The following is a 17,262-nucleotide window of genomic DNA, read 5'->3' as shown; positions in this document are numbered from 1 at the left end:
CTGGTAGCCGTGCCCGAAATGTCGGAAATTACCGTTCCCTCCGTCACCACCGCCAAGGGCGACCTCTGGGTGTTCGGCTATGGCTCGCTGATGTGGCGGCCGGGCTTCGAGTTCGAGGAGCGCGTCCCGGCGCGGCTGGTCGGCGAGCACCGCGCGCTCTGCGTCTATTCCTTCGTTCATCGCGGCACGCCGGAAAAGCCGGGCCTGGTGCTCGGGCTCGACCGCGGCGGCGCCTGCCGCGGCATCGCGTTTCGCGTCGCCGAGAAGAACCGCGCTGACGTCGTCGCGTATTTGCGCGCGCGCGAGCAGGTCACCTCGGTCTATCGCGAGGTGATGCGCTCGGTCTGGCTGGAGAACGACGCGCGCCAGCGCGTGCCTGCGCTCGCTTATGTCGTCGACCGCGGCCATGTGCAATATGCCGGCCGTCTCTCGCTCGCCGAGCAGCACCGCCACGTCGTCCAGGGTCACGGCCAGTCCGGCGCCAACCGCGACTACGTCACCGCGACGGTGAAGGCGATCGAGGCCGAAGGCTTTCGCGACACGCAACTGCATCAGCTCGCGACCATGCTGCATGCGGACGCGCACTCGCTGCACGCGCCGGCTCCCGACGATCGAGACGGCCGCTAGCTCTCCGACGGCGCGTAACTCGGCGAGGCGCCGATCAACTGCTTCTGCTCCTTGCGGCCGGCTTCGACGAGGCGGCTGGTTGCCTCTTCGATCGCCGTCTGCACACGAGAGAGAAACTCGTCCTTCGGCAGGCCCGGCGGCAGCGGATCGAGGAATTCGACCACGAGCGTACCGGGATAGCGCATGAAAGTGCGACGCGGCCAGAACAGGCCGGAATTGAGCGCGATCGGCAGGCACGGCACGCCGCAGGACGAATAGATCTGCGCAAAGCCGGTCTTGTAGTCCGGCGGCGCACCCGGCGCGCGGCGCGTGCCTTCCGGAAAGATCACGAGCTGCTTCCCGCCGCGCACCGCCTCGCGCGCCCGCCGCGTCATGTCCAGCAGCGCCTTCACGCCGGCCTTGCGGTCGATCGCGATCATCCCGGTCTTGACCAGGAACTGGCCGAACACCGGGATCTGCATGAGCTGACGCTTGAGAATGAAGATCGGACGATTGAAGAACCCGGGCAGCACGAACGTCTCCCAGAACGACTGGTGCTTCGCCGCGATCACCAGCGGCCCCTGCGGGATGTTCTCGACACCGCGGAATTCGACCTTGATGTTGCAGACCACGCGCATCAGCACCAGCGTTGCCTTCGCCCACCATTGCGCAACCGTCAGCATCGCGCGCGGCGGCAGCAGGAAGGTCGGCAGCGCCACGATCGCGAGGCACACCAGAACGGCGTAGAACAGCACGTTGAACACCAGCGAGCGCAGGAAAATCAGGAACATCGACGATCCGATTAATTTGCCGATCAATTGCCGGTCAATTGGCCTGTGCGGTGGCGGGCCGCCTCAGTTGCTGACCTGCAGGCTGCTCCGACATCTCGGGCGAAAGGTCAATCCCGAAATCCTCCAGCCGCACCCTGAGCTCGGCCGCGATGTACTTGACATATTCCGACATCAGCAGCCGCAAGGTGGACGCCGAAGTCCACCACGGCTCCTCGCGCCATTTCTCGCCGACCACCGCGAACGGGATCAGCGTCGTCTGTGGCATCGCATGCGAGAATTCCACCAGCGCGCGCGGCATGTGATAGTTGGAGGTGACCACGATCAGCGACTTGAACCGTCGCCCCTCGGCCCAGCGCCGCGCCTCAGCCGCATTGCCGCGGGTCGAAAGCGCGGTGCGGTCGAGATCGACGCAACAGGTCATGAAGGACTGGTTCTCCGGCAGCGTCCGGGAGATATCGCTCGCCGTGGATGTCGGGTGCACGCCGGAGATCAGCAACCGCCTGCCGTAGCCGGAAGCCAGCAGCTCCATCGCATCCGACACCCGCGAGGAACCGCCGGTCAGGACCACGATGCCGTCTGCCTTCCGGCTTGGGGCGATCTCGGCACCGCGCAGTTGCGACAGGAACGCGATGAAGCCCGCCGCCGCCCCGACAAAGGCGAACGCAATCGTCGACACCAATGCCGCGCGCAGCCAGCCGCGCGGCAGGTTCGGCGATCGATCGTCGGTCGGCGAGGTCATGTGATGTCAGTGAACCCTTCCCTGGGTGATTTTAAAACGTTTTGAGGCGAAGTGGAGTCCGGTTATCAACCCTAGTCGACGTCATTCAGCGTCGCGAACAGGGTCTGGCGTGAGGCCGCCGCGGTGATGGCGCCGATCAGCACGGCCTGGACCACGAGCACGATGTAGCCGGACGGCCGCAGCGAGAAGGTACCGAGCAGCGCGGCGAACTGGTCGCCGACGGGGGTACCGGAAAACCAGCCGGCGATCGACTCGGAGAAGCCGAACACCAGCATCGCGGCGCCGCCGCCGATCACGCCGCCCTCCAGGCCCAGCCTGAGGAAATGGCGCAGGAAATGATTGGCGATGTAGCGGTCGCCGGCGCCGACGAAATGCAGCACCTCGACGATCGGACGGTTCGCCGCCATGGCCCCGCGGGTCGCGAACGAGACCGAGATGATGGTGGCGATAATGACGAGCGCAAGGATGCCGAGGCCCGCAAGCACGGTGGCGTTGGTCATCGAGCGCATCCGCTCGATCCAGGCGCGATGATCATCGATGCTGGCACTTGGCGCGACCTGGGTCACGCGCGCGCGCAAGGCGCCGAGATCGAGCGGCGTTCCAGGTTGCACGCGCGCGATGATCATGCGCGGCACCGGCAGATCGTCCATCGACAGCCCGGTGCCGAGCCAGGGCTCGAGCAGCTTGCCGCTCTCCTCCCGGGTGAACGGCTTGACCTCGACGATTCCGGCCTGCGCGCGTATCGCCTCCGTCACCGCCGCGGTGTCGCGTTCGAGATCTCGGCCGGCCTGCGGGCGAACCTGGATGGTGATCTCGCTCGCGACGTCCGACTGCCATTCCGCGGCGGAGGCGCTGACCAACAGCACCGTGCCCGTGGTCATCGACGCCAGGAAGGTCATGATGGCGACGACGGCCACCAGTGCGCGGCCCTGGATCGAGGCACGCGGCACGATCGGCGACATGTTGCGCGCCTTGGCCGGAAGCTGCGGACGCTCCTGTCCGAGGTCCACCAGCACGCCGCGCTCGTCGGTCCTATTCATAGACGTGCAACCGTCCCTGATGCAGCACGAGACGGCGGGCCTCGTACTGGTCCATCAGGCCGATGTCGTGGGTCGCGATGATGACGGCGGTGCCCGACTTGTTGAGCTCGATGAAGAGCCGCAGCAGGCGGCGTCCCAGCGTCGGATCGACGCTGCCGGTCGGCTCGTCGGCGAGCAGCAGTTGCGGCCGCGAGATCACGGCGCGCGCGATCGCCGCGCGCTGCTTTTCACCGCCCGACAGGATCGGCGGCAGCGCGTCCATGCGATCGCCGAGCCCGACCCAGCGCAGCAAATCGATCACCTCCTTGCGATAGCTCGACTCGCTGCGGCCCATGACGCGGAACGGCAGCGCCACGTTCTCGTAGGTCGTCATGTGATCGAGCAGGCGAAAATCCTGCAGCACGATGCCGATGCGCTTGCGCAGATCGGCGATCTCGTCCTTGCCGAGCTGCGAGATGTCGTGGCCGAACAGATTGACGAGGCCCCGTGTCGGCCGGTGCGACAGGAACAACAGGCGCAGCAGCGACGTCTTGCCGGCACCGGAGGGGCCGGTGAGGAACTGGAAGGAATGCGCCGGGATCTGGAAACTGAGGTCGCGCAGAATCTCCGGCCCCAAACCGTAACGCAATCCGACATTTTCGAACCGAACCAAGTTCAGCTCCGTTCGAGAGGGGGCGCGGGTCGCATGGCTGCGCTTCGCCATGCGCGATCAACGGGTTTTGCCGCCGTTATGGTTTCCGGTTCGTTAACGGTCCCCTTGTAGCATCCAGGGTGCCCGGTTCGGCGCGACTGGGTCATCGTCGAGGCTCGTCCATGCATATCGTCTGCCCCCATTGTATGACATCCTACGCCATCAAGCTCGCGAGCCTTGGGGCGAACGGACGGGCGGTCCGTTGTTCCCGCTGCAAGGAGACCTGGATCGCCCATGCCGAGGATGCCATCGAGGAGGCATCCGTCCCGGCCATGGCCGCAGCCAGCCAGGCCGACGACCAGGCCGACCTTGCCGAGCAGTGGAACTCCTACGCCAAGGACGACGGCGCCACCGATACGCCTGTCGTCGACAGTCCCTCGATCGCCAGCGACTGGCCCGAGGAACAGGCTCCCAATGCAACCGAGGACGAGTGGTCGGCGGCAGCCCGGGAAGCCGAGGAAGAGGTCGTCGGCGCGCAGCACCAGTCATGGTTCCGCAGCCTATTCCCTCGCCGCGGCGCACGGGTCAGCCGTCCGGTCGCCACCGCTACGCCTAAAAAATCATACTTCGGCCTGCCAACCGCCTGCGCCGCCATGGGCGCGCTGGTGCTGGCGCTGGTGATCTGGCGCGGCGACATGGTGCGGCTGCTGCCGCAGACCGCCGCCTTCTACAAGATGGTCGGGCTTGAGGTGAACCTGCGGGGCCTCGCCTTCAGGGACGTGAAGCTGTCCAGCGAGACCGTTGATGGTAAGCAGGTGCTGGTGATCGAGGGCGTGATCGTCGGCGAGGGCAAGAAGCCGCTCGATATTCCGCGGCTGCGCTTTGCCGTCCGCGACGGGCAAGGCGCGGAGATCTACGCCTGGAATACGGTGCTGGAGCAGACCGTGCTGCGGCCCGGCGAGCGCGCCTTCTTCCGCTCCCGCCTCGCCTCGCCGCCCCCGGAAGGCCGCAATATCGACGTTCGCTTCTTCAGCCGGCGCGACATTGCCGGCGGCAGCGTATAATCGCGCCGCCCGGGAGTTGGTCCGAAGGTTGATCCCATGCCGAAGATCCTGATCGCCGACGACGAAGATTCGATGCGCACGCTGGTGGCGCGCGCCATTGCCATGGACGGGCACGAAACGGTCACCGCGCAGGACGGTGCCGAAGCGCTGGAGATCCTGACCCGCGAAGACGGCGCGTTCGACCTGCTCCTCACCGACATCCAGATGCCCGTGATGGACGGCATCGCGCTGGCGCTCTCCGCCGCGCGCGATTTTCCCGATTTGACCATCCTGCTGATGACCGGCTTTGCCGACCAGCGCGAGCGCGCCTCGAACCTCAATGCGCTGGTGCACGACGTCGTGACGAAACCGTTCTCGATCGCCGACATCCGCATCGCCGTGGCGGACGCACTGGCGGCAAAGAAGGGGTCTTAGGCTAAACACATGTACTGCTGTCAGCCCCGCGAAGGCCGGGCATCCAGTACGCCGCAGCCTATCGATAGAATCACGACCGTCTCGGAGTACTGGATCGCCAAATCAAGTCGGGCGATGACAGTGAGCCTGTGGCGTCCGCCTCAAAAGTCCTTCAGCAGCCGTTCGATGTAATCGAGCTCGATCTGCGGGCGCGAGCTGTCGCCGAGGCGGCGGCGGAGCTCTTCGAGGATGCGGCGGACGCGCTGGGCGTCGATCTCGCCCGGGATCTTGACGGTGTAGTCGTCGCTGAGGTCGCGGCCGTGCAGCGGGCGGCCCAGCGGATCGGTCTGATTGCCGCCGCTCTGCTGACGGCCGGCGCGATTGCCGGGGCCATCGCCCTGTCCGTCGCCATCGCCCTGCTGCATCGCCTCGGCCATTTTCTGCGCGCCCTTGCGCATTGCGTCGAGGGCCTTGCCTTGCGAATCCACGGCGCCATCGGCATTGCCATCGCCGAGCTTCGAGCCGGCATCGCCCATCGCACCATCGGCGTCGTCCAGGCTGCCGTCGTCATCTCCCTGATCGCCGTCCTGATCGCCGCTCTGGCCCGGATCGCCCTGCTGGCCCTTCTGGCCTTTCTGACCCTGCTGAGCCTTCTGGCCTTTTTGTCCCTTTTGCGCGAGGCCGCGCTTGGCGAGTTCGTCCTGCAGCTTCTTCAAGCGGTCACGCAGCGACTGCTGATCCTGCTGCAGGTCCGACATCGACTGGTCGCCCTGCTGCTTGCCGCGCGAGCGCTCACGCCGGGAATCCTGACCCTGCTTGAAGGTCTTGTCGCGCAATTGCTGCTGCTTGCGGATCATGTCGCTGAGCTCGTTCAGCGCCTGCTCCATCTCGCTCTCGCCGGATTGCCCGGGCTGCGCCATCTGGAGGTTTTCCATGATCTGCGCAAGCTGCTCGAGCAGGCGCTGGGCGGCCTCTTTATTGCCCTCGCGCGCCGCCTTCTCGATCTGCCGCAGGAGGTCATCCAGATCGCGCTGCGTGATGACGTTGCGATCACGGCTGGAGGATTGGCTCCGTTCCGTCGCCCGCTTGTACTCCTCGAGCTTCTGGATGGCGTCGGACTGGTTGCCCAGGCTCTTCCCGGATTCCTTCTGCCGGAGGCTGTCGCCGGACTCCTGCATCGCCTTTTCCGCGCTGTCGAGCAGCGCATCGGGATCCTGATCCAGCTGGGCAGCAGCCGGCGAGACGCCGCCCAACAGCAAGGCGAGGCAGGCGATCGACATCGCCTTCAAGACTGGCGCGCGTGCTAGCTTCCGCATTTCCGGTCCCGGGTAAACTGGTTGGTCTTGTCGTCTCCCGCCTTGTTGGCACGGCTGTTCGCCGACTTCCGATAGGCCTGAAGCTGCTCGCGCAAGACGTCCTGCTGCTGCGCCAGGTCTGCGAGCTGCTCGGGCGTTGCATTCTGGGTCTTTTGTCGCAGCTCGACGGCCTTGTCGAGGATGAGCTGGACTTCCGCGGGGAACGGCTGCCGGGCACCGAGCGGATTCTGCTCGGCGCGCCGGGCGAGATCGCGCACCTTGCCGGCCATGGCCTCGCGCAGCTTCTGCGTCAGCACCCTGAGTTCGTCCTCGCTGGCACCTCGGTCCAGCGCCGCCTTGAGCGCATCCTGCGCCGAGCGCAGCGCCGCGTTGACGCTGCCGGCGACACCGTCGTCCTCGATGGTCGTCGCAAAGGCCCACATGCTCGCCACGACATTGCGCAGCGCATCTTCGGTGCGAGCCGCCTCGAGCTGGGTTGCGAGACTGCGGAGGCCGAGATAACAGCCGGCGTCAGGCGTGAACAATTCGGGTGCGATCATCAGCGCGTCGAGCGCGGTGTAGACGTCCGAGTTCCTGTTGGCGTCCAGCGCGAGAATGCGGCGCTGCTCGATCAGCGCACGCGCGAGCGAGTTGGTGAACAGACGCTCGGGCAGGCGCATGTTGAAGGGTTCGCTCCTGGCCTCGTTGCCGGCCTCGTCCTTGGCGGTGAGCGTCAGCGTGACGTCGGCGCCGGCATAGGGGTCCTCGCTGAGGTCTTTCACCGTCTGGCCGACGCCGTTGCGGGTGCGCGCGTTCGGCAGAACGAGCGGGAATTGCGGCGGCTGGAACAGCGGCCGGGCGGCGGCTTTGCCGTCGGAATCCTTGCTGCCGTCCTTGGCTTCGGCGGGGCGCAGGGCAATCTGCGCATCCGCGCCGGTGACGCCGTAATCGTCCTCGATCTTGTAGGAGAGCTGCAGCCCACCGCGCGCCTGGCGCTCGGGATCCTTGGCGAGTGCGATCGTCGGTGCATGGTCCGGCGTGGCGGCAAACGCCCATTGCGGCTGGCCGGAGGGCGCGCGGACATGTGCGGTGCCGTCAGCCGTGATGGTGAAATGCTTCTCGTTGGTGCCCTTGGGGGCGGCTTCCGCGGGGGCAACCTCCTTGAGGCCGCCGGAGACGACGACATCCAGACTGCCGCCGGAGGAGCGCACGATCAGGGTCGAGCCTGCCGGAACCGCCAGCGGGCCGGAAGCCGGCAGCGCCGCGGCCTCCCGGTTGGCGGCCGACAGGATGACCGGCGGTTTGCCGGTGTAGAGCGGCGGGGTGACCCAGGCATCGACGCGGACATTGGCCGGCGCCAGCACGCCGTTCCAGTCGAAGGCGGCCCCGAGCCGCATTCCGCGTTCGTCGCCGGCGGCGAAGAAGGTTGCAACGAGCATCACCATGACCAGCGCGCGAAGCGCCCACGGATCATGCAGCGCCAGCCGCGGATGCGGCAGGCCGGCGCGGATGCGCTTGAGCGAGGCCAGCGTACGCTCGCGCTGCGCCTGCCACAGCGCCTGTGCGACCGGGTCCTGCGAAGTCAGCGTGTCCGTCAGCGTCGTGGCCGGGCGGTGACGGATGCCGGAACCACGATCGAGCCGGGCCAGCGCCTCCTCGCGGCTCGGCCAGCGGAAGCGAATCAAGGGAAACAGGACGGCAATTGCGATGCCGGCGAAAACGACGAGACCGATGGCACGGGCCAGGAACGGCAGCGCCAGCCAGAGGCCGGCCCAGGACACCACGAGGAACAGGCCGACGACAGTCAGAAGCCGCGCCAAATTCGGCCAGGCTCGCTCCCACGCGATGGCATAAATGGCCCGATCGAGGGCCTGCGCCAGCTTCAGCCGCGACAGAGCATCGCTGTTGCGGATCGGGTCTGACGGGTCGGGGGTGACGCCGTTCAATCAACTCTCCAGGTTGCCCGGGAGAGAAGACTATCACAACGGCAGCACTGAGGCATCCGTTCCGGCACGGGAGAGGTCCCTTTTCCCGCATAACACGAGGACGTGACTGGCCCCTCACAACCCCGTAATTTCCGCGCCGCCACCCGATAGAGACGAGAGGAAACGCCATGGACAAGAAGATGCACGACAAAGGCCTGGAAGTCCGCAAAGCGGTGCTGGGCGAGGCCTATGTCAACAACGCCCTTAAGAACGTCGACGATTTCAACCGCCCGTTCCAGGAGATGCTGAACGAATATTGCTGGGGCACGGTGTGGGGCCGCGAGGAGCTGCCGCGCAAGACCCGCAGCATGCTCAACATCGCCATGATCGCGATCCTGAACCGCCAGCACGAGTTTCGCGCGCATCTGAAGGGCGCGCTGACGAACGGCGTCAGCCGCGAGGAGATCCGCGAGATCCTGATGCAGGTCGCGATCTATGGCGGCATGCCCGCCGCCGTCGACAGCTTCCGCATCGCGCGCGAGGTGTTTGCGGAGATCGACGGCAAGGCGTGAGGGGCACTCTCTCCGCCGTCGTCCCGGGGCGCGCGAAGCGCGAGCCCGGGACCCATAACCACAGGAAGCTGTGGTTACGGGGACTAGGAGTGATCGCCTTCGCGCTACGACCCCTCCCTGGGCGTATGGGTCCCGGGCTCATCGCTTCGCGATGCCCCGGGACGACACCGGGGGTCGATCAAGCATCTCTCAAACAACGAAGAAGGTAGGAAACACCATGGACATCGGATTCATCGGCCTCGGAAACATGGGTTTCCCGATGGCGCGGCGGTTGATCGAGGCGGGACACAAGCTCGTCGTGTTCGACACGCGCAAGGAGGTCACGGACAAGCTCGTGGCGCTCGGCGCGACGGCGGCGACATCGCCGAAGGACGTCGCCGACCGTGTCGAAACCGTGATGGCGAGCCTGCCCTCGCTGCAGGCCTCGCTCGACGTCGCCACGGGAGCGAACGGCGTGATCGAAGGTCGTCGCGCAAAACGCTTCATCGATCTCTCCACCGTCGGCTCGACGATGGCGACGAAGATTCACGGCATTCTCGCCAAGCGCAACATCGTGCAGATCGACTGTCCCGTCTCCGGCGGCGTCGGCGGCGCCGAGAAGGGCACGCTGGCGGTGATGGTGTCCGGGCCGAAGGCGGATTTCGAACTGCTCAAGCCGGCCCTCGACGTGATCGGAAAGGTGTTCTTCATCGGCGAGAAGCCTGGCGCCGCCCAGACCATGAAGCTCGCCAACAATTTCCTCTCGGGCACCGCGATGGTGGCGACGTCGGAGGCCGTGGTGATGGGCGTGAAAGCCGGGCTCGATCCCGCCGTGATGATCGACGTCATCAATGCCGGGTCGGGCATGAACACCGCAAGCCGCGACAAGTTTCCGCGCGCGGTGCTGCCGCGCAGCTTCGATTTCGGCTTCGCCACGGGATTGATGGTGAAGGACGTGCGGCTGGCGCTGGAAGAGATGAAGCAGCTCGGCCTGTCGATGGAGGTCGCCGACGCAGTCGGGCGGTTGTGGGAGACGATCATCGCTGCGGAGGGCGCGGAATCCGATTTCACTGTGGCGATCAAGCCGATCGAGAAGCAGGCAGGCGTCGTGGTTGGCGGAAAAAAATAGCGTTCAACTGGATCGCGCGCGCGCCGCTTGATTTGCCCGCCAGATCAAGAGGTTTTGTCCGACGGGTCAAACCTGACGGTCGGTCGCCGGACAATCTTCGCGCACGCCTAACCCGTTGATTTCACAACGTCGGTCTACTGTGCATGGGGTTGTTTTGCAGATTTTGGCTTCGCCCTTACAGCCAGGGCGCCGGCCGATCCATTGCAATGAGCTGCTCGACCTCCACGCGCGGGCGCACGACCGCGTATTGATCGCCCTTCACCAGCACCTCCGGCACCAGCGGCCGGGTGTTGTAGGTGCCGGCCTGCACGGCGCCGTAGGCGCCTGCGGTCATGATGGCGATGAGATCGCCGGGCGCAGGCGTCGGCAGCGTGCGGTCGAGCGCGAGATAGTCCCCGGTCTCGCAGACCGGGCCGACGACGTCGGCCAGGATTGTCGCGGCGTCCTTGGCCGGTTGCGTCACCGGCAGGATGTCGTGATGCGCTTCGTACAGCGTCGGGCGGATCAGGTCGTTCATCGCGGCGTCGATGATTACGAAATTCTTGCCGTCGCCGTGCTTCACATAGATCACCTTGGCGACGAGGATGCCGGCATTGCCGACGATCATGCGGCCCGGCTCGAACATCAGCGTGCAGCCGAGATTGTGGCTGACGCGCTTGACCATGGCAGCATAGGCCGCCGGCGCCGGCGGCGCCTCGCGGTCCATGTAATAGGGGATGCCGAGGCCGCCGCCGAAATCGACATGGCTGATATTGTGGCCGTCGGCACGCAGCGTCTGCACGAATTCGGAGAGGATACGGAACGCCGTCTCCATGCCGGAGAGGTCGGTGATCTGGCTGCCGATATGCACGTCGGTGCCGGTTACCTCGATGCCCGGCAGTTTTGCGGCGCGGGCATAGACCTCGCGGGCATGCACGATCGGGATGCCGAACTTGTTCTCGGACTTGCCGGTCGAGATCTTGGCGTGGGTGCCGGCGTCGACATCGGGATTGACGCGCAACGAGATCCGCGCGGTCTTGCCCGTCTCGGTCGCCAGGCGCGACAACAGCTCGAGCTCGGGCTCGGATTCGACGTTGAGACAGAGGATGTCGGCGGCGAGCGCGGCGCGCAGCTCCGCTTCCGTCTTGCCGACGCCGGAGAAGACGATCTTGCTCGCGGGAATGCCGGCCGCCAGCGCGCGCTTCAACTCGCCGCCGGAGACGACGTCAGCGCCGGCGCCGAGCTTGGCCAGCGTGCGCAGCACCGACTGGTTGGAGTTCGCCTTCATGGCGTAGCAGACCAGCACCTTCTCGCCGGCGAAGGCCTCGGTGAAGACGCGATAGTGCCGCTCCAGCGTCGCGGTCGAATAGCAATAGAACGGCGTGCCGACGGTCGCGGCCAGCTCGGACAGATTCACCGCCTCGGCGTGCAGCACGCCGTTGCGATAGTCGAAATGATTCATGGCGCAGGCTCGGTTGTCCCGGCTTATCTCTTGCCGGGAGGTTCGTCCAAGAGCGGATCGAGAATGAACGGTTTCTTGCTGCCCCTGGCCGCCGCAGGCGCGGCATCCGCACCTGATGAGGTGGGATTGAACATGCTCGACGACTTCTGGGCTGCGGTCTCGGTGTCGGCTGGAGGTGCAACGTTGGCCGTAGACGCGCTGGAGGCCGTCGGCGGCAGATCCAGCGGACCCTTACGGCCGCAGCCGGCCAGCGCAAGCGCCGTCAGGCTCAAGACAATGATGGCCCACCCCGAGCCGGCCGGGCGAAACTTTGACGTCACGACGAAATCCCCACTACGCGGGCCGCACCATACAGAGATTGGCGCACTCTGGCGAGAGCCGGATGACCATGAAACATAAGCGAAATTTCGTCCTCAGCCCAATTTCCGCTCTTTTTCCAGCCGCTTCGCCCAGGCCTTGGCCTGGGCCGCCACGTTCTTCGGCGCGGTGCCGCCGAAGCTGGTGCGGCTCTTCACCGACGATTCGACCGAGAGTACGCCGAGCACGTCCTTGGTGATTTTCGGCTCGATCGCCTGCATCTCCTTGAGCGGCAGCTCGTGCAGGGCGACGCCGCCCTCGGCGGCCTTGGCGACGATGCGGCCGGTGACGTGATGGGCCTCGCGGAACGGCATCTTCAGGGTGCGCACCAGCCAGTCGGCGAGGTCGGTCGCGGTGGCATAGCCCTCGCCCGCGGCCGCTTGCATCCTGGCTTCGTCAGGCTCGAGGTCGCGGACCATGCCGGTCATGGCGCGGATCGCCAGCGACAGCGCGGCGAAGCCCTCCATCGCGCCCTGCTTATCCTCCTGCATGTCCTTTTGATAGGCGAGCGGCAGGCCCTTCATCACGATGAGGAGACCGTTGAGCGCGCCGATGACGCGACCGGTCTTGGCGCGCACCAGCTCGGCGGCATCCGGATTGCGCTTCTGAGGCATGATGGAGGAGCCCGTGGTGAACTTGTCGCTGAGCCGGATCAGGCCGACCAGCGGCGAGGTCCAGATCACGATCTCCTCGGCAAAGCGCGACATGTGCACGGCGCAGATCGAGGCCGCCGCCAGCGTCTCCAGCACGAAGTCGCGGTCGGAGACCGCATCGAGCGAGTTCGCCATCGGGCGGTCGAAGCCCAGCGCCTTGGCGGTCGCGTGGCGGTCGATCGGGAACGAGGTGCCGGCGAGCGCGGCGGCGCCAAGCGGGGATTCGTTCAGCCGCTTGCGCGCGTCCTGGAAGCGGCCGCGATCGCGCGCGGCCATCTCGACATAGGCGAGCAGATGATGGCCGAAGGTCACGGGTTGCGCGGTCTGCAGGTGGGTGAAGCCCGGCATCACGGTTGCGGCATGCTCCAGCGCGCGATTGACCAGCGCGGCCTGGAACGCGGCCAGCGCCGCGTCGGTCTCGTCGAGGACATCACGGACATAGAGACGAAAATCGGTGGCGACCTGGTCGTTGCGCGAGCGCGCGGTGTGCAGGCGGCCGGCGGCGGGGCCGATCAGCTCGGTCAGGCGGCTCTCGACATTCATGTGAATGTCCTCGAGCGCGCGCTTGAACTCGAAGCCGCCCTTGCCGATCTCTGACAAAATCGTGTCTAGACCCCTGCCGATATTTTTCGCATCAGATCCCGTGATGATGCCCTGGCTGGCGAGCATCGCAGCGTGGGCCTTGGACGCGGCAATGTCCTGGGCGAACAGGTGACGATCGACGTCGATGGAGACGTTGATCTCTTCCATGATCTGGTCGGGACGTTCCGAGAACCGGCCGCCCCACATCTTGTTGCTCATGATCCCCTGCTCACGCCTTGATTTGCCGCACGTTTGCCGGCTGCCGTCAGCCGTACTAAGAGGCCCCTGATAGCCATATCTGCGACCGGATGACAAACGATATGCTCGACAAGAAGCCCTCCGCCACGCGCCGGGTCCCCCTCGTTATCGCCACGGTGGCGATCGGAGGACTGGCCGGCTTCGCCGCGCTGTACGGGCTGGGCCTGAGCCGGTCGCCGTCAGGCGATCCGACCTGCAAGCCGGCGGTGGCGACGGCGCAAAAGATCGCCCCCCTCGCCCACGGCGAGCTGGCGGCGCTGACCATGGCGAGCGCGCCCCTCAAGCTGCCCGACCTCACCTTCGAGGATTCCGACGGCAAGCCGAAGAAGCTGTCCGATTTCCGCGGCAAGACGCTGCTGGTGAACCTCTGGGCCACCTGGTGCGTGCCGTGCCGCAAGGAAATGCCGGCGCTGGACGAGCTCCAAGGCAAGCTGTCGGGCCCGAATTTCGAGGTGGTAGCGATCAATATCGACACCCGCGATCCCGAGAAGCCGAAGACCTTCCTGAAAGAGGCCAATCTGACCAGGCTCGGCTACTTCAACGATCAGAAAGCCAAGGTTTTCCAGGATCTTAAGGCGATCGGGCGGGCCTTGGGCATGCCGACTTCGGTGCTGGTCGATCCGCAAGGCTGCGAGATCGCGACGATCGCGGGGCCGGCGGAGTGGGCGAGCGAGGACGCGCTCAAGCTGATCCGGGCGGCGACGGGCAAGGCCGCCGCAGCGCTCTAGGGATTTTAGGCCGTGACGTTGAGATTGCCGCCGACGCCGGCACCGACATTGGCGAGCGAGGGCTGACCGGCGCCCATCAGCGTCAGGACGGTGGATTTCTCCATATCCGCGTTCTGCTTGGCCAGCGTCGCCGAAATATTCGACTGCAGTGCGCCCTGCTGAGCGGCCAGCATGGTGCTGACCATTGCCATCATGTCCATTACGCGAACCCTCGTACCGGCCGTAACCTAGGCGCGCGGGGTTAACGCGACATGAATTGTCACACAGCGGATCGGATCAGCGCGTCGGAACCGGCTTGGCGCCGCGGTAATCGTAGAAGCCGCGCTGGGTCTTGCGGCCGAGCCAGCCGGCCTCGACGTATTTCACCAACAGCGGACACGGGCGGTATTTGGAATCGGCAAGACCCTCATGCAGCACCTGCATGATCGAGAGGCAGGTATCGAGGCCGATGAAATCGGCGAGCTCCAGCGGGCCCATCGGATGGTGGGCACCAAGCTTCATCGCCGCGTCGATCGCCTCGACATTGCCGACGCCTTCATACAGCGTGTAGATCGCCTCGTTGATCATCGGCAGCAGGATGCGGTTGACGATGAAGGCCGGGAAATCCTCGGAGACCGCGACCTGCTTGCCGAGCTTGGCGACGAATTCCTTCGACGTCTCGAAGGTGGCGTCATCCGTGGCGATGCCGCGGATCAGCTCCACCAGCTCCATCAGCGGCACCGGATTCATGAAGTGAATGCCGATAAAGCGCTCGGGCCGATCGGTGGCGGCGGCCAGCCGGGTGATCGAGATCGAGGATGTGTCGGAGGCGACGATCGCCTCGGGCTTCAGCACCGCGCAGAGCTCGTGGAAGATCTTACGCTTGACCTCTTCCTTCTCGACCGCGGTCTCGATCACGAGATCGCAGTCGGCGAGACCGTCGAGCTTCTCGGCGAGCGAGATACGGGCGATCGCCTTGGCCTTGTCGTCCTCGGTGACGCCCTTCTTGGAGACCTGGCGCGCCAGATTGCCATTGATGGTGGCCATGCCCGACTTGAGACGGTCGGACGAGACGTCGTTGAGCACCACGTCGAAGCCGGCCAGCGCCGCGACATGCGCGATGCCATTGCCCATTTGCCCCGCGCCGATCACGCCGACCTTCTTGATCACTGCCGCCATAATGTCATCCACCGGAACGGCGCGCGAGGAGCGCGCCTGCCTATCCCCCAAGCCGGGAGGTCTGATTGATCAGAAGCTTGATTTAATCAGAACCCGGGCTCGAAACCTAGATTGGATCGCCTCCCCGGCGTGCCCCACGCCAAAGAAAACGCCTCAGAAATGAAACACCGGCCGGAGTTTATCCCTCCGGCCGGTGTTTTCGACGTGTTTTACTTGCCGAGCTTGCCGAGTTCGGCGGTCAGCTCCGGAACCGCCTGGTAGAGATCGGCGACCAAGCCGTAATCGGCAACCTGGAAGATCGGCGCGTCCTCGTCCTTGTTGATCGCGACGATCACCTTGGAGTCCTTCATGCCGGCCAGATGCTGGATTGCGCCGGAAATGCCGACGGCGACATAGAGCTCGGGAGCCACCACCTTGCCGGTCTGGCCGACCTGCCAGTCGTTCGGCGCATAGCCGGCGTCCACCGCCGCGCGCGAGGCACCGACACCGGCCCCAAGCTTGTCAGCGAGCGGCTCGATGTATTTGGCAAAATTCTCGCGGCTCTGCATGGCGCGGCCACCGGAGACGATGATCTTGGCCGAGGTCAGCTCGGGACGGTCGCTCTTGGCAACTTCCTCGCCGACGAAGGTCGACAGCGCCGGATCGGCGGCCGCCGCGACGGTCTCGACGGACGCGCTGCCACCGTTGCCGGCTGCAGCGAAGGTGGAGGTGCGCACCGTGATGACCTTCTTGGCGTCCTTGGACTTCACCGTCTGGATGGCGTTGCCGGCATAGATCGGGCGCTCATAGGTGTCGGGGGCGATCACCTTGGTGATCTCCGAGACCTGCATGACGTCGAGCAGCGCTGCGACGCGCGGCATCACGTTCTTGAAGCGCGAGGTCGCGGGCGCAACGATGGCATCGTAGCCCGAGGCCAGCGAGACGATCAGCGCGGCCAGCGGCTCGGCGAGATCATGTGCGTAAAGGTCGCCTTCGGCGACCAGCACTTTCGCGACACCAGCGAGCTTCGCAGCCGCCTCGGCCGCAGCCTTGGTGCCCTGTCCGCCGCCCGCGACCAGCACGTGGACGTCGCCGCCGAGCTGCGAAGCCGCCGTGAGCGCCTTGTTGGTCGAGTCCTTGAGGACGTCGTGTTCGTGTTCGGCAATCAGCAGCGTCGTCATCAGAGCACCCCAGCTTCGTTCTTGAGTTTCGACACCAGCTCGGCGACGTCCTTGACCTTGACGCCCGCCTTGCGGCCGGCCGGCTCCGTCGTCTTGACGATTTCGAGACGCGGAGCGACGTCGACGCCGTAGTCGGCGACGGCCTTCTCCGCGATCGGCTTCTTCTTCGCCTTCATGATGTTCGGCAGCGAGGCATAGCGCGGCTCGTTGAGACGCAGATCGGTGGTGACGATCGTCGGTCCCTTCAGCTTCACGGTCTGGAGGCCGCCGTCGACTTCGCGGGTGACCTTGAAGTCAGAACCTTCGACCTCGAGCTTCGAGGCGAACGTCGCCTGCGACCAGCCGAGCAGCGCGGCCAGCATCTGGCCGGTCTGGTTGCTGTCGTCGTCGATCGCCTGTTTGCCGAGGATGATCAGGCCGGGCTGCTCTTCGTCCGCAATCTTCTTCAGGATCTTGGCGACCGCGAGCGGCTCGACCGCACCGTCCGCTTTCACCAGGATGCCGCGATCGGCGCCCATGGCCAGACCGGTGCGGATCGTCTCCGACGCCTGCGCGGGTCCAATGGAGACAACCACGACTTCGGTCGCCTTGCCGGCTTCCTTCAGGCGCAGCGCTTCCTCGACCGCGATCTCGTCGAACGGGTTCATCGACATCTTGACGTTGGCGAGTTCAACGCCCGATCCATCGCTCTTGACGCGGACCTTGACGTTGTAATCGACCACCCGCTTTACCGGCACAAGAACCTTCATCGATCCTCTTTC

At 65.6% G+C, this 17,262-nt stretch carries 19 protein-coding genes; 6 read left to right on the top strand and 13 right to left on the bottom strand.

The genetic code is table 11. The features are described from left to right. Positions 1 to 18 precede the first annotated feature (18 nt). Positions 19 to 627 (top strand): gamma-glutamylcyclotransferase, encoded by a 609-nt coding sequence (locus JQ580_RS13325; RefSeq protein ID WP_212280494.1) that lies wholly within the window; start codon positions 19 to 21, stop codon positions 625 to 627. On the opposite strand, the gene JQ580_RS13320 is transcribed toward JQ580_RS13325, so the two are convergent. The 4 genes from JQ580_RS13320 to ftsE form a co-directional block, all read right to left on the bottom strand. After that, positions 624 to 1,397: a lysophospholipid acyltransferase family protein gene (locus JQ580_RS13320; RefSeq protein WP_212280493.1), complete on the bottom strand. Its 774-nt coding sequence runs from the start codon at positions 1,395 to 1,397 to the stop codon at positions 624 to 626. The two genes, JQ580_RS13325 and JQ580_RS13320, sit on opposite strands and share 4 nt — an antisense overlap. Before the next feature lie 34 nt (positions 1,398 to 1,431). After that, positions 1,432 to 2,136, bottom strand: coding sequence for a YdcF family protein (locus JQ580_RS13315; protein WP_212280492.1), 705 nt, complete (start codon positions 2,134 to 2,136; stop codon positions 1,432 to 1,434). A gap of 71 nt (positions 2,137 to 2,207) precedes the next feature. Beyond that, positions 2,208 to 3,176: a cell division protein FtsX gene (locus tag JQ580_RS13310; RefSeq protein WP_212280491.1), complete on the bottom strand. Its 969-nt coding sequence runs from the start codon at positions 3,174 to 3,176 to the stop codon at positions 2,208 to 2,210. Then, positions 3,169 to 3,828 carry a cell division ATP-binding protein FtsE gene (gene ftsE / locus JQ580_RS13305; RefSeq protein ID WP_018646542.1) on the bottom strand — a complete coding sequence of 220 codons (660 nt, stop codon included), beginning with the start codon at positions 3,826 to 3,828 and terminating at the stop codon, positions 3,169 to 3,171. The genes JQ580_RS13310 and ftsE overlap by 8 nt, the downstream gene beginning before the upstream one ends. A 161-nt stretch (positions 3,829 to 3,989) precedes the next feature. Between ftsE and JQ580_RS13300 the strand changes: the two genes are divergently transcribed. Both JQ580_RS13300 and JQ580_RS13295 read left to right on the top strand, forming a co-directional pair. Next, positions 3,990 to 4,871 carry an MJ0042-type zinc finger domain-containing protein gene (locus tag JQ580_RS13300; RefSeq protein WP_212280490.1) on the top strand — a complete coding sequence of 294 codons (882 nt, stop codon included), beginning with the start codon at positions 3,990 to 3,992 and terminating at the stop codon, positions 4,869 to 4,871. A 36-nt stretch (positions 4,872 to 4,907) separates the two neighbouring features. Next, on the top strand, positions 4,908 to 5,285 hold the full coding sequence (locus tag JQ580_RS13295; RefSeq protein ID WP_094895924.1) for a response regulator: 378 nt from the start codon (positions 4,908 to 4,910) through the stop codon (positions 5,283 to 5,285). A gap of 140 nt (positions 5,286 to 5,425) precedes the next feature. Here the strand turns inward: JQ580_RS13295 and JQ580_RS13290 are convergent, their stop codons facing one another. Then, the gene (locus JQ580_RS13290; protein ID WP_212280489.1) at positions 5,426 to 6,580 is read right to left on the bottom strand and encodes a DUF4175 family protein; all 1,155 of its coding nucleotides are present in this window, start codon (positions 6,578 to 6,580) and stop codon (positions 5,426 to 5,428) included. Then, a complete protein-coding gene (locus JQ580_RS13285) occupies positions 6,568 to 8,505 on the bottom strand; it encodes a TIGR02302 family protein (RefSeq protein WP_212280488.1) in 1,938 nt (645 codons plus the stop codon). Before JQ580_RS13285 ends, JQ580_RS13290 begins: the two co-directional genes overlap by 13 nt. Before the next feature lie 167 nt (positions 8,506 to 8,672). Between JQ580_RS13285 and JQ580_RS13280 the strand changes: the two genes are divergently transcribed. Then, complete coding sequence (locus JQ580_RS13280; RefSeq protein WP_018316258.1) at positions 8,673 to 9,056, top strand: carboxymuconolactone decarboxylase family protein; 384 nt, start codon at positions 8,673 to 8,675, stop codon at positions 9,054 to 9,056. A 217-nt stretch (positions 9,057 to 9,273) separates the two neighbouring features. After that, positions 9,274 to 10,164, top strand: coding sequence for an NAD(P)-dependent oxidoreductase (locus JQ580_RS13275; protein WP_212280487.1), 891 nt, complete (start codon positions 9,274 to 9,276; stop codon positions 10,162 to 10,164). 175 nt (positions 10,165 to 10,339) lie between these two features. Here the strand turns inward: JQ580_RS13275 and lysA are convergent, their stop codons facing one another. The 3 genes from lysA to argH all read right to left on the bottom strand — a co-directional run bounded on the left by lysA (position 10,340) and on the right by argH (position 13,416). Beyond that, positions 10,340 to 11,605, bottom strand: coding sequence for a diaminopimelate decarboxylase (gene lysA / locus JQ580_RS13270; protein WP_212280486.1), 1,266 nt, complete (start codon positions 11,603 to 11,605; stop codon positions 10,340 to 10,342). 23 nt (positions 11,606 to 11,628) lie between these two features. Further along, positions 11,629 to 11,925 carry an LPS translocon maturation chaperone LptM gene (gene lptM, locus JQ580_RS13265; RefSeq protein ID WP_212280485.1) on the bottom strand — a complete coding sequence of 99 codons (297 nt, stop codon included), beginning with the start codon at positions 11,923 to 11,925 and terminating at the stop codon, positions 11,629 to 11,631. 93 nt (positions 11,926 to 12,018) lie between these two features. Beyond that, complete coding sequence (argH, locus tag JQ580_RS13260) at positions 12,019 to 13,416, bottom strand: argininosuccinate lyase (RefSeq protein ID WP_212280484.1); 1,398 nt, start codon at positions 13,414 to 13,416, stop codon at positions 12,019 to 12,021. 101 nt (positions 13,417 to 13,517) lie between these two features. On the opposite strand from argH, the gene tlpA reads away from it, so the two are divergent. Next, positions 13,518 to 14,183 (top strand): thiol:disulfide interchange protein TlpA, encoded by a 666-nt coding sequence (gene tlpA, locus JQ580_RS13255; protein WP_212280806.1) that lies wholly within the window; start codon positions 13,518 to 13,520, stop codon positions 14,181 to 14,183. A 5-nt stretch (positions 14,184 to 14,188) separates the two neighbouring features. Here the strand turns inward: tlpA and JQ580_RS13250 are convergent, their stop codons facing one another. From JQ580_RS13250 to JQ580_RS13235, 4 genes are all read right to left on the bottom strand, one after another. Next, positions 14,189 to 14,383, bottom strand: coding sequence for a hypothetical protein (locus JQ580_RS13250; RefSeq protein ID WP_094973271.1), 195 nt, complete (start codon positions 14,381 to 14,383; stop codon positions 14,189 to 14,191). Positions 14,384 to 14,459: 76 nt separating this feature from the next. Next, positions 14,460 to 15,341, bottom strand: a complete 882-nt coding sequence (locus JQ580_RS13245; RefSeq protein ID WP_212280483.1) for a 3-hydroxybutyryl-CoA dehydrogenase — start codon at positions 15,339 to 15,341, stop codon at positions 14,460 to 14,462. 209 nt (positions 15,342 to 15,550) lie between these two features. Next, entirely contained in the window at positions 15,551 to 16,501 is a 951-nt protein-coding gene (locus JQ580_RS13240) for an electron transfer flavoprotein subunit alpha/FixB family protein (protein ID WP_212280482.1), read from the bottom strand. Next, complete coding sequence (locus JQ580_RS13235; protein WP_212280481.1) at positions 16,501 to 17,250, bottom strand: electron transfer flavoprotein subunit beta/FixA family protein; 750 nt, start codon at positions 17,248 to 17,250, stop codon at positions 16,501 to 16,503. The genes JQ580_RS13240 and JQ580_RS13235 overlap by 1 nt, the downstream gene beginning before the upstream one ends. Between the last annotated feature and the right edge of the window lie 12 nt (positions 17,251 to 17,262).

The sequence above is a fragment of the Bradyrhizobium sp. SZCCT0148 genome, from assembly GCF_018129985.1.
GTDB lineage: Bacteria > Pseudomonadota > Alphaproteobacteria > Rhizobiales > Xanthobacteraceae > Bradyrhizobium > Bradyrhizobium japonicum_H.
The sequence above is the reverse complement of the archived record's forward strand: the minus strand, read 5'-3'. Positions and strand labels throughout refer to the sequence as shown.

Bases quoted from the DNA above. Each gene is read 5' to 3' on its own strand.
- JQ580_RS13290 (WP_212280489.1), bottom strand. From the start codon at position 6,580: ATGCGGAAGCTAGCACGCGCGCCAGTCTTGAAGGCGATGTCGATCGCC.
- lysA (WP_212280486.1), bottom strand. From the start codon at position 11,605: ATGAATCATTTCGACTATCGCAACGGCGTGCTGCACGCCGAGGCGGTG.
- JQ580_RS13275 (WP_212280487.1), top strand. From the start codon at position 9,274: ATGGACATCGGATTCATCGGCCTCGGAAACATGGGTTTCCCGATGGCG.
- JQ580_RS13320 (WP_212280493.1), bottom strand. From the start codon at position 1,397: ATGTTCCTGATTTTCCTGCGCTCGCTGGTGTTCAACGTGCTGTTCTAC.
- argH (WP_212280484.1), bottom strand. From the start codon at position 13,416: ATGAGCAACAAGATGTGGGGCGGCCGGTTCTCGGAACGTCCCGACCAG.
- JQ580_RS13245 (WP_212280483.1), bottom strand. From the start codon at position 15,341: ATGGCGGCAGTGATCAAGAAGGTCGGCGTGATCGGCGCGGGGCAAATG.
- JQ580_RS13250 (WP_094973271.1), bottom strand. From the start codon at position 14,383: ATGGACATGATGGCAATGGTCAGCACCATGCTGGCCGCTCAGCAGGGC.
- JQ580_RS13300 (WP_212280490.1), top strand. From the start codon at position 3,990: ATGCATATCGTCTGCCCCCATTGTATGACATCCTACGCCATCAAGCTC.
- JQ580_RS13325 (WP_212280494.1), top strand. From the start codon at position 19: ATGTCGGAAATTACCGTTCCCTCCGTCACCACCGCCAAGGGCGACCTC.
- JQ580_RS13240 (WP_212280482.1), bottom strand. From the start codon at position 16,501: ATGACGACGCTGCTGATTGCCGAACACGAACACGACGTCCTCAAGGAC.
- tlpA (WP_212280806.1), top strand. From the start codon at position 13,518: ATGCTCGACAAGAAGCCCTCCGCCACGCGCCGGGTCCCCCTCGTTATC.
- JQ580_RS13315 (WP_212280492.1), bottom strand. From the start codon at position 2,136: ATGACCTCGCCGACCGACGATCGATCGCCGAACCTGCCGCGCGGCTGG.
- JQ580_RS13310 (WP_212280491.1), bottom strand. From the start codon at position 3,176: ATGAATAGGACCGACGAGCGCGGCGTGCTGGTGGACCTCGGACAGGAG.
- JQ580_RS13280 (WP_018316258.1), top strand. From the start codon at position 8,673: ATGGACAAGAAGATGCACGACAAAGGCCTGGAAGTCCGCAAAGCGGTG.
- JQ580_RS13295 (WP_094895924.1), top strand. From the start codon at position 4,908: ATGCCGAAGATCCTGATCGCCGACGACGAAGATTCGATGCGCACGCTG.
- JQ580_RS13235 (WP_212280481.1), bottom strand. From the start codon at position 17,250: ATGAAGGTTCTTGTGCCGGTAAAGCGGGTGGTCGATTACAACGTCAAG.